Origin of the sequence: Pseudonocardia aurantiaca (genome assembly GCF_039526725.1) — a bacterium.
In the GTDB taxonomy this organism is placed as follows: Bacteria; Actinomycetota; Actinomycetes; order Mycobacteriales; family Pseudonocardiaceae; genus Pseudonocardia; species Pseudonocardia aurantiaca.
In genome coordinates this window covers 41,679-53,823 of the sequence record NZ_BAAAJG010000025.1, presented here as the reverse complement: position 1 = coordinate 53,823, position 12,145 = coordinate 41,679, and the positions used below count along the sequence as shown (strand labels likewise).

General features: G+C 72.4%; 9 protein-coding genes. 7 read left to right on the top strand and 2 right to left on the bottom strand.

Annotated features, from left to right (window positions below):
- The first annotated feature begins 12 nt into the window (after window positions 1-12).
- The 5 genes from ABD143_RS28990 (at window position 13) to ABD143_RS28970 (ending at window position 5,341) form a co-directional block, all read left to right on the top strand.
- A complete protein-coding gene (locus tag ABD143_RS28990; protein ID WP_343984623.1) occupies window positions 13-1,137 on the top strand; it encodes a Gfo/Idh/MocA family protein in 1,125 nt (374 codons plus the stop codon).
- A complete protein-coding gene (locus ABD143_RS28985; protein WP_343984622.1) occupies window positions 1,134-2,039 on the top strand; it encodes a DUF6807 domain-containing protein in 906 nt (301 codons plus the stop codon). The genes ABD143_RS28990 and ABD143_RS28985 overlap by 4 nt, the downstream gene beginning before the upstream one ends.
- The gene (locus tag ABD143_RS28980; protein ID WP_343984621.1) at window positions 2,036-2,791 is read left to right on the top strand and encodes a cupin domain-containing protein; all 756 of its coding nucleotides are present in this window, start codon (window positions 2,036-2,038) and stop codon (window positions 2,789-2,791) included. Before ABD143_RS28985 ends, ABD143_RS28980 begins: the two co-directional genes overlap by 4 nt.
- A 71-nt stretch (window positions 2,792-2,862) precedes the next feature.
- Window positions 2,863-3,900, top strand: coding sequence for a LacI family DNA-binding transcriptional regulator (locus ABD143_RS28975; protein ID WP_343984620.1), 1,038 nt, complete (start codon window positions 2,863-2,865; stop codon window positions 3,898-3,900).
- 226 nt (window positions 3,901-4,126) lie between these two features.
- Window positions 4,127-5,341, top strand: a complete 1,215-nt coding sequence (locus ABD143_RS28970) for a low temperature requirement protein A (RefSeq protein WP_343984619.1) — start codon at window positions 4,127-4,129, stop codon at window positions 5,339-5,341.
- Between the two features lie 22 nt (window positions 5,342-5,363).
- On the opposite strand, the gene ABD143_RS28965 is transcribed toward ABD143_RS28970, so the two are convergent.
- A complete protein-coding gene (locus ABD143_RS28965) occupies window positions 5,364-5,654 on the bottom strand; it encodes a PspC domain-containing protein (protein WP_343984618.1) in 291 nt (96 codons plus the stop codon).
- Between the two features lie 115 nt (window positions 5,655-5,769).
- Window positions 5,770-7,431, bottom strand: a complete 1,662-nt coding sequence (locus tag ABD143_RS28960; RefSeq protein WP_343984617.1) for a DNA repair helicase XPB — start codon at window positions 7,429-7,431, stop codon at window positions 5,770-5,772.
- A 444-nt stretch (window positions 7,432-7,875) separates the two neighbouring features.
- On the opposite strand from ABD143_RS28960, the gene ABD143_RS28955 reads away from it, so the two are divergent.
- A complete protein-coding gene (locus ABD143_RS28955) occupies window positions 7,876-11,685 on the top strand; it encodes a sensor histidine kinase (RefSeq protein WP_343984616.1) in 3,810 nt (1,269 codons plus the stop codon).
- Window positions 11,682-12,104 (top strand): roadblock/LC7 domain-containing protein, encoded by a 423-nt coding sequence (locus ABD143_RS28950; protein ID WP_343984615.1) that lies wholly within the window; start codon window positions 11,682-11,684, stop codon window positions 12,102-12,104. Before ABD143_RS28955 ends, ABD143_RS28950 begins: the two co-directional genes overlap by 4 nt.
- The last annotated feature ends 41 nt before the right edge of the window (window positions 12,105-12,145 follow it).

Below are 12,145 nucleotides of genomic sequence, written 5' to 3'. Positions count from 1 at the left end.
AGTTCTGAGCACATGCCAGACGGCAGTAAGCACTACCGCGTCGCGATCGTGGGCGCGGGCGGCATCGCCGGGCACCGCCACATGCCCGCGATCCGGGCCCAGGGCGACCGGATCGACGTGGTGGCGGCCGTCGACGTGGACGGCGACCGCGCCGCAGCGTTTGCGGCCGAGTGGGGAATCCCGGACAGCTACACCGACCTCGACACGATGCTCGCCGCCGCCCGCCCGGACCTCGCGATCATCTGCACGCCCCCGGTGGCCCACCACGCCGGGGTCAAGGCCTGCCTCGAGGCTGGGGCGTGGGTGTGGTGTGAGAAGCCGCCGGTGCTCTCGCTCGCCGAGTACGACGCGCTCAGCGCCCTCGAACACGAGGACGGCCCGTACGTCGGGTACGTCTTCCAGCACCGCTTCGGCTCCGCGGCCCGCACGCTGCGCCGCCAGATCGCCGACGGGACGCTCGGGCGGCCGCTCGTCGGCGTCTGCCACACCCTCTGGTACCGCGACCACGCCTACTTCGAGGTGCCGTGGCGCGGGAAGTGGGAGACCGAAGGCGGCGGCCCGACCATGGGCCACGGCATCCACCAGATGGACCTCATGCTCTCCCTGCTGGGCGACTGGCGGGAGGTCCGCGCGCTCATGGGCACACTCGACCGCCGCGTCGAGACCGAGGACGTCTCGCTCGCCGCCGTCCAGTTCGAGTCCGGTGCGCTCGTGTCGGTGGTCAACAGCGTGCTGTCCCCGCGCGAGGAGAGCTACCTGCGCTTCGACTTCAGCGACGCGACGGTCGAGGTCTCGCACCTCTACGGCTACGGCAACTCGAACTGGAAGTGGACCCCGCGCAAGGGCGTGGCCGGGGACGTGGCCGCGGGCTGGCTGCCCGCCGACGACGTCAGCAGCTCGCACACCGTGCAGCTCACCGACTACATCGGCTCGATGGACCGCGGCGAGCGTCCCGCCGCGAGCGGGGCCGACGGCCGCCGGAGCATGGAGCTGATCAGCGGCCTGTACCAGTCGGCGATCACCGGCCGCCCGGTGCTGCGCTCGGAGCTGGAGCCCGGGAATCCGTTCTACGACCACCTCGACGGCGGTGGCCAGTACCACCCCATGACGACGGAGACCGCGGAGGTCGCTCGATGAGCTCGCTCACCGTCACGCACGAGCACGGTCTCGAGATCGGTATCGGCGTCGGGGACGTCGAGATCGCGAGCTACGTCTACGGTGCCGACATCCCCGCGTTCGAGGCGTCGAAGCCCTACCTGCACCCGATGCGGACGCTCTCGGGCGCGCTCGTCTCCTCCTACCGCCCGCACGACCACCGCTGGCACAAGGGCCTCCAGATGACGTGGTCGCACGTGTCGGGGCAGAACTTCTGGGGCGGCAACACCTACGTCCACGGCGAGGGATACACGCCGCTGGACAACGTCGGGGCGATGCGGCACGACGCGTTCGAGATCATCGAGCTCACCGGCGACGAGCTGAACCTGGCCGAGTCGCTGACGTGGGTCGCGTCGACCGGCGAGGAGTGGGTGTCCGAGCGCCGCACCCTGCGGTTCCACGGCGTCGACACCGCGCGCGGCACCTGGATGCTCGACTTCGCCACCGAGCTGACCAACATCCGCGGCGAGGCCCTCGAACTGGGCAGCCCCACCACCCACGGCCGACCGAACGCCGGCTACACCGGCTTCTTCTGGCGCGGGCCCCGCGGCTTCACCGGGGGCGAGATCGTCACGGCCGACGGGGGCGGCGGGCCGGAGACCATGGGCACCACCGCGTCGCCGTGGCTCGCGTACACGGGCAAGAACGACGAGGTCGACGGCGGCGCCACGATGCTGGTGTTCGCCGGCACCACCAGCCGGGGCGGGCTCACCTGGTTCGTGCGCAACGACCCGTTCCCCGCCATCAACCCCTCCCCGGCGTTCGACAAGGAGATCACGCTCGCCGACGGCGACTCGCTCGCGCTGGCGCACCGGGTCGTCGTCGCCGACCGGATCTGGACGCGCGAGGAGATCGAGGGCTTCGCCACGGAGCACGCGCTGTGACAGCCTCCCTCCCGGACTTCCCCGGCGCCGTGGGCATCACGGCGCTGCGGGTCTACCCGTGGGATGCGGCCGACGGGCTCTGCGGCGGCTCGCCGCACATGCATCTGTGCTGCTCGGAGGGCTACGTCGTGGTGGGCGGCGCCGGCCGGGTGCAGACGCTCACAACGACTGGGTTCACGGAGACGCCGCTGCGGCCGGGGGACGTCGTCTGGTTCACGCCGGGCACGATCCACCGCGCGGTGAACGACGGGGACCTGCACGTCGTGGCGCTGATGCAGAACAGCGGGCTCCCGGAGTCGGGTGACGCGGTGATGACCTTGCCCCCTGAGCACCTCACCGACCGGGAGGCATACCAGCGGGCGATCTCGCTGGCCGGTCCGGACGGCCCGTCGCCCGAGCGGGCGCGGGCCAGGCGGGACCTCGCGATCGAGGGGTTCGCCGAGCTGCGCAAACACAGCGAGGCCGGGGACGGTGCGGCGCTGGAGGCGTTCTTCGCCGCCGCCGCCGCGCTCGTCCGGCCGCAGCTCGCGAGGTGGCGGGAGGTCTGGGCGCAGGGGGCGGCCGCGGTGAGCAGGCGCACCGGCGAGCAGATCGGGGCGCTCGCGGCCGGCGACCACAGCCACCTCCGCGAGGCCACGGTGGCGCGAATCGAGGAACCCGTAGCCGCCACGCTCGGCATGTGCGGGTACCTGTCGCCCTACGATCCCGTCCGGCTGGACGGCGCGGTGACGGACCGACGTACTGCAGGGTGAAATTTGCAGACGTTCGACGTCTGCGGGGTCACCCTGCTGACGGTGGGGTAGCGGGGAGAAGGGGCGGATCGATGACGGAACGGGTGTCGGGAGCGTCGGTGACGCTGCTCGACGTGGCCCGCGCCGCCGGGGTCTCGCTGGCCACGGCGTCGCGCGCGCTCAACGGGAGCACCCGCAAGGTGCGCCCCGACCTGCAGGAGCGCGTCCTCGCGGCCGCCGACGCCCTGCATTACTCGGCCAACGCGCAGGCCCAGGCGATGGCGAGGGGCCGCACCGACATCGTGGGCCTGATCGTCAGCGACGTCGGCGACCCGTATTTCTCCACGATCGCGGCAGGCGCCATCCGGGCCGCCGAGCAGCACCGGCTCGTCGTCACCATCGCGTGCACGTTCGGGCGGGAGGATCGGGAGCTCGACTACGTCGCCGCGCTGCGCAGCCAGCGGGCGCGAGCGGTGATCGTCGCCGGCAGCCGGGTGCAGGACAAGGCGCTGATCGAGCGGCTCGGGGCCGAGGTGCGCTCGTTCGAGCAGTCCGGCGGGCGGGTGGCGTTCATCAGCCAGCGGCGGATCGAGGCCGACACCGTCGTGCTGGAGAACCGCGCCGGAGCCCGGGCGCTCGCCGAGGAGCTGTGCGGCCTCGGGCACCGGAGGTTCGCGGTGCTCGCAGGCCGGCCCGACCTGCTGACGGCCCGCGACCGCTCCACGGGCTTCCGGGAAGCCGCCACCCGCGCGGGCGCACGGATCGAGCCGAGCGACATCGTGCACGGCGGGTTCACCCGCGACGGCGGCTACGCCGCGATGATCGAACTGCTCGACCGCGGCACGGACGCCACCTGCGTCTTCGCCGTCAACGACGTGATGGCCGTCGGGGCGATGGCCGCGCTGCGCGATCGCGGGGTGTCGCTGCCGTCCGGCATGGCGGTGGCCGGCTTCGACGACATCATCACGCTGCGGGACGTGTCGCCCGCGCTCACCACAGTGCGCCTCCCGCTGGAGGAGCTGGGCGTCTGGGCGCTCGACATGGTGCTGCAGGAACCCGCCGACCAGCCGCGGGTGCGCCGCGTACGCGGCGAGGTCGTGCTGCGGGAGAGCACCCCAAAACTCACCTGACCCCGCGAGTCGGGGCGTGAGTGCGCGCGAGTCGGGCCACGACCCCGGCGGGGGATGGCGGGCGACGCAGCGCGGGTGTCCTCGCACCCCCCGGTCCCCCTGTGAGGACGTCCGCGCGCCGCGCCGCCGTGGCGATCACGTTATGGGCGCCGGGAGCCGCGGCACCTCCGTGTAACTACGCAAGTCGCTGGTGAACGTGAGGCCGCCTGGAGGACGATCTCCGCGTATGGGGACACCACGCCGGGCCCGGATGGAGGCCGTCGGCGCAGGCGCGGCCGCCACGCCGCTCGAACTCTTCTTCGACCTCGTCTTCGTGTTCGCCCTGACCCAGGTCACCGGGTTGATGGCCGAGGAGAGCAGCACCGTCAACGTGCTGCGCGGGGCCTTGATCATCACCGTGATGTGGTGGTGCTGGGTCGGCTACTCGTGGCTCGGCAACGTGGTCAAGGCCGACGAGGGTGTGGTGCGCGTCGGGGTGTTCGTAGCGATGGCCGCGGTGTTCGTGCAGGCCATCACGATCCCCGAGGCGTTCGACGACCTGCCGGGCGGTCTGTACGGACCGCTCGTCTTCGCGTTCGGCTACTTCTTCGTGCGCGCGGTGCACATCGCGCTCTTCTGGCTCGCCAGCCGCGACGACCCGCAGCTTCGCGGGCAGGTGCTGCGGTTCCTGCCTTCGATGCTCACCGGCACGGTGCTGCTGCTGATCGCCTCCCAGACCACGGGCACCACCCAGACGCTGCTGTGGCTGGCCGCGCTCGTCGGCGACTACCTGGGCACCGTGCTCGGCGGCTCGAACTGGCGCCTGCGCTCGGCCCGGCACTTCAGCGAACGGCACGGGCTGATCATCATCGTGGCGCTCGGCGAGTCGATCGTCTCGATCGGCGTCGGCGTGACCCACCTGCCGATCTCCTGGCCGATCATCATCGCGTCGGCGCTCGGGCTCGCCGTGGCAGGTGCGATGTGGTGGGCCTACTTCGACGTCACCTCGCTTGTCGCCGAGCGCGCGCTGGCCGCAGCGGACGGGGTGCGCCAGATCCGCCTCGCCCGCGGCGGCTACACGCTCCTGCACCTGCCGATGATCATCGGGATCATCATGATGTCGCTCGGCCTCAAGAAGGTGCTCGGGTACGTCGGCGGCGAGGACGGCCATACGCCGGCCGACCCGATCTACGGCGTGCCGCTCGCGGCGCTCTGCGGCGGGGCCGCGCTCTACTTGCTCGCCCACGTCGGGTTCAAGCGGTACATGACGGGCGGGCTGAACGTCGAGCGGCTGGTCGTGGTCGTGGTGCTGCTCGGGCTGATCCCTGTGGCGGCAATGCTGCCCGCGATCCTGACGCTGACCGTCCTCGCGGCCGTGCTCTGCGCCCTGATCGCCTACGAGACCCACCGCCACGCCGAAACGCGGCGGGAGATCCGCCGGGGGGCGGCCGGCGAGCACTGATGCCTCCGCCCCTGGCCCCCGGTCACGGGGTGTCGGTCTCCGGGGCCAGGAGCCAGATCGCCGCGTACACCGGGATCGTCGCGCCGACACCGATGACCGTCAGCGCCACCATGGCGATGCGCAGCAAGGCGGGGTCGATGTCGAGGCTCTCGGCGAGGCCGCCGCAGACGCCGCCGAGCATGCGGTCGGTACTGCTGCGCCGCAGGCGGAACTTCGGGCGGGCCTGCGTGGCGGGAGCGATCGGCGGAGTCACGGGCGGGACGAACGTGCTGTCGGCCGGGGCGTCGGTGCTGGTGTCGGTCTTCTGTTCCATGGCCACAACTCTGCTGCCCCGCCGGCCCACGGACCTCCGGGAACGCCCCGGAGGTGTCCCGGAGCCAGGCCCCGATCCACGTCGGGGTCCGGGCCGGGGTCGGCGCGACAAAGGCTCAGGAGACGTCCGGGATCGCGGGGCCGAGCAGGTCGTCGGCGTCGACGATGTGATAGGCGTAGCCCTGCTCGGCGAGGAACCGCTGCCGGTGCGCCGCATAGTCGGTGTCCAGCGTGTCGCGGGAGACCACGGAGTAGAAGTGCGCCTGCCGCCCGTCAGCCTTGGGCCGCAGCAGCCGCCCGAGCCGTTGCGCCTCCTCCTGCCGTGAGCCGAACGTGCCGGAGACCTGGATCGCCACGCTCGCCTCGGGGAGGTCGATCGAGAAGTTCGCGACCTTGCTGACCACAAGGACCGGTATCTCCCCGCGGCGGAAGCTGTCGTACAACGCCTCGCGTTCCTTGTTCTTGGTGGAGCCCTGGATGACGGGGGCGTTGAGCGTCTCGCCCAGCTCGTCCAGCTGGTCCAGGTAGGCCCCGATCACGAGCGCGGACTCGCCGGGATGCCGCCCCAGTATCGACTTCACGACGTTGATCTTGGTGTGGGCGGTGGCCGCCATCCGATAGCGCTCCTCGGCGTCCGCAACGGCGTACCCGAGGCGCTCGGAGTCGGTGAGCGTCACTCGCACCTCGACGCACTCGGCGGGCGCGATCCAGCCCTGCTGCTCGATGTCGCGCCAGGGGGCGTCGTAGCGCTTGGGGCCGATGAGGGAGAACACGTCGCCCTCGCGGCCGTCCTCCCGCACCAGGGTGGCCGTGAGGCCGAGGCGCCTGCGCGACTGGAGGTCGGCCGTCATGCGAAACACGGGCGCGGGCAGCAGGTGCACCTCGTCGTAGATGACCAGGCCCCAGTCGCGGGAGTCGAAGAGCTCCAGGTGCTTGTACTCGCCCTTGGTCTTGCGCGTGATCACCTGGTAGGTCGCGATCGTGACCGGCCGGACCTCCTTGCGCTCGCCGGAGTACTCGCCGATCTCGTCCTCCGTGAGAGACGTCCGCGCAATGAGCTCGCGCTTCCACTGCCTGCCCGAGACCGTGTTGGTGACCAGGATCAGCGTGGTGGCCTTCGCCTTCGCCATCGCGGCCGCACCGACGAGCGTCTTGCCGGCACCGCAGGGCAGCACAACCACGCCCGACCCGCCGTCCCAGAAGCCGTCGACGGCCTGCTGCTGGTAGTCGCGCAGCGTCCAGTCCCGCTGGTCCAGCTCGATCTGGTGCGCCTCGCCGTCGACGTAGCCCGCGAGGTCCTCGGCGGGCCAGCCGATCTTGAGCAGCGCCTGCTTGAGGTGGCCGCGCTCGGACGGGTGCACGATGACCGTGTCGTCGTCGACCCGGGCGCCGAGCAGCGGGGCAATCTTCTTCTGCCGCAGCACCTCCTCGAGCACCGCGCGGTCGAACGCGACCATGACGAGGCCGTGGACCGGGGAGTTGGTCAGCTGCAGCCGCCCGTAGCGGCCCATGGTGTCGACGACGTCCACCAGCAGCGGCTGCGGCACGGCGTAGCGGGAGAAGCGCACGAGCGCGTCGACCACCTGCTCGGCGTCGTGACCCGCCGCGCGCGCGTTCCAGAGCGCGAGCGGGGTGACGCGGTAGGTGTGGACGTGCTCGGGGGCGCGCTCCAGCTCCGCGAACGGGGCGATGGAAGCACGGGCCTCTGCGGCGTCCGGATGGTCGACCTCGAGCAGCAGCGTCTTATCGGACTGGACGATGAGCGGCCCATCGGTCATGGGGTGTTGTACTCCTAGTGGCTGACGGTGGGCCCACGGCCGTCACCTAGCGTGTAGGTGCAGCGCTGATAGAGGAACGGCCGAGCGCACCGACCTCGACGGGGGTATACGCTCCGAAGCCGAGCTATACTTTCCCGGCTCTAGTCCGAGAGCGCACGTGCGCCGCCGCGATCGTACCGGGTCCTGGAGGTCGTCGCCCTTTCCCCAGAGGGCGCGTGTCGGAACCGGGCAGAGCACAACGCGGGCCGGAATCCCCACCGGTCCGTCCCCGACCCCGAAGGCGCGACGGATCGATCCGATGCTCATGCTCCCCGGGTATTGCCCCCGATCACGGCCATCCACCGCCCCTGGACCGCAGCTCGTCCGGTCCCCCCTCGCGGATGCCGGTTCCTGCGTGCCAGAGTGCGGCGGATCGTCGCCGGCAATCCTCAGGGGGACGTTGACGTGACCACCATCGAGACCGGGCCCACCTGGTCCGAGCGGTTGGACCCGCGGAACTGGACGCTGGCGTGGAAGCTGGTGGTCGTCGGCCTCGTGCCCGCCATCCTCGCCCTCGTGCTCGGTGTACTGCGCGTCGCCGACCAAGCGGGCGTGGCGGCGGACCTCGGCCGGAGCACGCGGCTGCTCCAGGTGCAGCAACAGGTCGCCGGCGCGGCCGACGCGCTACGGCAGGAGCGCGACGAGGCCACCCTCTTCGTCGCCGGAAACCGCGCGGGCGACCGGGGGGTCCTCGAGATCGGCTTCGGCCAGGCCGACGGCCAGATCGACGAGATGCTGGGGGCCGTCCGCGGCGCGAGCGAGCTCGACCCCACCACGCTCTCGGCGCTCCAGCAGACCGAGGGTGAGCTGTCGCAGCTCCAGCCGCTGCGCACCGACTCGATCGACAACTTCGCGCTCACGTCGCCGCAGATCCGGGTCCGCTACGACGAGGTCGTCGAGGGCATCGACGTCCTGGACCGGGCGCTGCTGCGGCAGCTGCGCACGCCCGGCATCGCGGGCCTCGCCGACGCGCTCACCGCCGTCACCAACGCCGGCGAGCAGCTCGCCGTGCAGCACACCGTGCTCGGCGCGGCCATCCGCTCCGGCCGCCTGGGCGGCACCGACACCGCCGACACCGGGTCCACCGACGCCCAGCTCTCCGCCGCCTTCCGCGAGTACCAGGTCGCGCTCACCCCCGACCAGCTCACTCGCTTCGGCAACTTCCTCGACGACGCCGCCAACTCCCAGCGGGAGCGGCTCAAGGCGGCCATCGTCGCCACCCCGCCCGACCGCCCCATCGCGATCGTCCCCTCCGAGTGGGACACCGCGTACAACGGCTCGCGGGCTGCGGCCGAACGTTCGGCCGACCTGCTGCGCAACGAGCTCGTCGCGGGCAGCGTCGCGGCCGAGGAGCAGGCCAGCAACCTGGCCGGGATCAACTCCGTGGTCCTCATGCTCGGCCTGCTGCTCGGCATCGCGGTCGCCGTGCTCATCGCGCGGGCCCTCATCCGGTCGCTGCGGGTGCTGCGCACCTCGGCGCTCGACGTCGCGGAGCGGCGCCTGCCGCGCGCCGTCGAGAGCATGCGGTCCGGCGAGACGCCCGACGTCGTCGTCGACCCGGTGCCGCTCTCCGGCCGCGACGAGGTGGGACAGGTGGCCCGCGCGTTCGACGCGGTGCACGGGCAGGCTGTCCGCCTCGCCGCCGACCAGGCCGCCCTGCAGTCCAACGTCAGCGCGATGTTCGTGAACCTCTCCCGCCGCAGCCAGGCGCTCGTCGAGCGGCAGCTGCAGCTCATCGAGCAGCTGGAGAGCAACGAGCAGGACCCCGACCAGCTCTCGAACCTCTTCCAGCTCGACCACCTCGCCACCCGTATGCGGCGCAACAGCGAGAACCTGCTGGTCCTCGCGGGCACCGACCTCGCCAAGCGCAACATCGCGCCGGTGCCCATGGTCGACGTGCTCCGCGCCGCGGTGTCCGAGATCGAGCAGTACCAGCGCATCGTCGTGCAGACCCCGCCGACGGCCAAGATCCAGGGACGTTCGGCCTCCGACCTCGTTCACCTGCTGGCCGAGCTGCTCGACAACGCCACCAACTTCTCCCCGCCCGACTCGCAGGTCGTCATGAGCACCGCCCGCACGACCGACGGGTCGATCGTCGTGGAGATCGCCGACCGCGGCGTCGGCATGGCCGACCACGAGCTCAGCGACGCCAACCAGCGCCTCTCCGGCCCGTCGTCGGTCGACGTCTCCGCGTCCCGGCGCATGGGCCTGTTCGTGGTCGGCCGCCTCGCCGCGCGCCACGGCTTCGGCGTCCGGCTCATCACCTCCTCCGCAGGCGGGCCTGGCGGGGGCCTCACCGCGCTCGTCACCGTGCCTGCCCACCTCATCCCGTCCACTGAGCCCGCCGAGGTGCGGCCGCTCGGCATCCCGCAGCCGGCAGGCGTCCAGGGCGGCCGTCCCGGCGCCCAGCCGCAACGCGGACCAGGGGCGATCAACGGCACCGCCCGGGCAGGGGGCCTCTCCGCGCTGGTGGCGGGCACGGACGGCCCGTCCAACCCCACCGGCGTCTTCGACGCGCCCGCACGCCAGGACGGGCAACTGTTCACGCCGTCGCCGCAGAACACGCAGAACAACGGCGCGAGCAACCCGCTGCCCAGCAGGCGCCCGGGCTCCACGCTCCGTCCGGACGGGCCGCCGCTTCCGCCCACGCCGCCCGATCGGCGGGAGCCCTCGGCGCAGTCGCCCGACCCCGGCGACGCCGAGCGCGCCGCCGAGGATCGGGCCAGGGAGATCGCCCAGCAGGCCCGCCGCGACCAGGAGGCCGCAGCCGCGAAGGCGGCGGCCGAGCGGGCTGCGAAGGCCGATCAGCAGGGACCGCGCAACGGGGCGAGCCCGGACGCCGCTCAGCACAACGGCTCGCACAGCGAGCCGGGCGAGCAGGTCTCCTCGAACGGCACCGGCCCGCGCGACGAGACCGGTACCAGCAAGAAGACCGGTGCCGAGGAGCGGGCCGCCCCGGCGGCTGCGGAGCAGCAGGCCCCGGCCGAGGAGCGTCCCGCCGAGCCTCGTCGGCCCTCCGGGCTGCCCCAGCGCATACCGCGCGGGTCCGCGCCGGTGTCCCCGCCGACGATGCCGATGCCGCTGATCAACCGGCCGCCGATCGCGCCGAGCGGGCAGTCCGCACCGGCCCAGCAGCAGGGCGAGCAGGCTGCCGCAGCCCAACAGGCCGGTCCCGAGCAGGTCGGTCCCGAGCAGGCCGGTCCCGAGCAGGCCGGTCCCGAGCAGGTCGGTCTCGAGCGGGCTCGTTCGCCGCTGACCGGGGCGAATCAGCCCGGGCTCGAGCAGCCCGGCCCGGCGCAGGAGCAGGACTCCAGCCAGCAGCCCGCGGCCCTGCAGGGCGAGCAGCAGCCGTCCATCCAGGCCGAGCAGCCGGGCGCGGCGCAGACGGGCGCAACGCAGACGGGGGCAACGCAGGCCGCTCCGCAGCAGACCCCCGCGCCGCCGCAGGCGCCCAAGCCCCTTCCCCCGCCGAGGCCCGCCCCGCGATCGCAGCCGGCCGCTCCGGTGCAGCCGTTCGGCCAGGCCGCGCCGTCGGACGAGCTGTTCGCGCCGAGCGTCCCCGTGATCGGGGAACCGGGCAGCCGGGGAGCGGCAGAGGCGCGCCAGGCCGAGGCGTTCGACCTGGGCGAGACCACGCCGATCTTCGAGGAGATCGCCTCGGCGTGGTTCCGCTCGAACCGGCCGATCCCCGTCGACTGGGAGAGCACTCAGGACGACGGGATCCGGCTCACCGAGAGCCCCGCTGCGGCGGCTCCGCCCGCCGCGCCTTCCACGCCTTCGGCGTTCACACCCCCGGCCGCACCACCTCCGGCCGCTGCCGACCGCCCCGCGGAAGAGCGCGAGCAGGCGGCCCCCGCGCCGCAGCCGCCCACCGAGCAGGACTTCGCCACGGTTGCCGACGAGGGCTGGCGGGCGGCCAGCGACATCGTTGCCGAGCGGCAGGACGAGCTCACCGCTGCCGGCCTGCCCAAGCGCCGGCCGCGAGCACGGCTCGTGCCGGGAAGCGCAGGATCCGCCGTGCTGGCTCCCCCGGTGTCCTCGGCGCGCAGCGCCGAGACCATCCGTGGCCGGCTCGCGAGTTACCAGCAGGGTGTTCGTCAGGGTCGCGAGAGCAGGTTGCGCGGCGAGCAAGGAACGGCCTCCGGGGCCAACGGGGGTAGTGGTACGGGGCCCGCGGGGGACGCGGGTGGGAAACACGATGAGGAGTCCTCATGACGGCGCCACAGATTCAGCCGAGCCGGTTCGGTTGGCTAGTCACGAATTTCGCGGAGCGGGTCCCGGGAGTCGCCCACGCCATCGTGGTGTCGGCGGACGGGCTGTTGCTCACGGCGTCCGACCGGCTGCCCCGCGACCGGGCCGACCAGCTTGCCGCTGTGTCGTCCGGGCTCGTCAGCCTGACGCAGGGCGCGGCCCGTTGCTTCGACGCGGGCGGTGTCGTGCAGACGGTCGTGGAGATGGACCGTGGCATCGTGTTGCTCATGTCGATCAGCGACGGCTCCTGCCTCGCGATTCTGGCGTCACCGAGCTGTGACATCGGACTGATCGGATACGAGATGACGCTGCTCGTCGACCGCGTCGGCCAGCTGCTCACCCCGGAGCTGCGGGCCGAGCTCCAGGGCACGTACGGCATCTGAGCCAGACCGCACCATCGTTCCACCGATAAGACGATCGATCG

Excerpts from the sequence above, each read along its gene's own strand:
- ABD143_RS28990 (WP_343984623.1), top strand. The coding sequence starts at position 13 with ATGCCAGACGGCAGTAAGCACTACCGCGTCGCGATCGTGGGCGCGGGC.
- ABD143_RS28970 (WP_343984619.1), top strand. The coding sequence starts at position 4,127 with ATGGGGACACCACGCCGGGCCCGGATGGAGGCCGTCGGCGCAGGCGCG.
- ABD143_RS28985 (WP_343984622.1), top strand. The coding sequence starts at position 1,134 with ATGAGCTCGCTCACCGTCACGCACGAGCACGGTCTCGAGATCGGTATC.
- ABD143_RS28960 (WP_343984617.1), bottom strand. The coding sequence starts at position 7,431 with ATGACCGATGGGCCGCTCATCGTCCAGTCCGATAAGACGCTGCTGCTC.
- ABD143_RS28965 (WP_343984618.1), bottom strand. The coding sequence starts at position 5,654 with ATGGAACAGAAGACCGACACCAGCACCGACGCCCCGGCCGACAGCACG.
- ABD143_RS28950 (WP_343984615.1), top strand. The coding sequence starts at position 11,682 with ATGACGGCGCCACAGATTCAGCCGAGCCGGTTCGGTTGGCTAGTCACG.
- ABD143_RS28975 (WP_343984620.1), top strand. The coding sequence starts at position 2,863 with ATGACGGAACGGGTGTCGGGAGCGTCGGTGACGCTGCTCGACGTGGCC.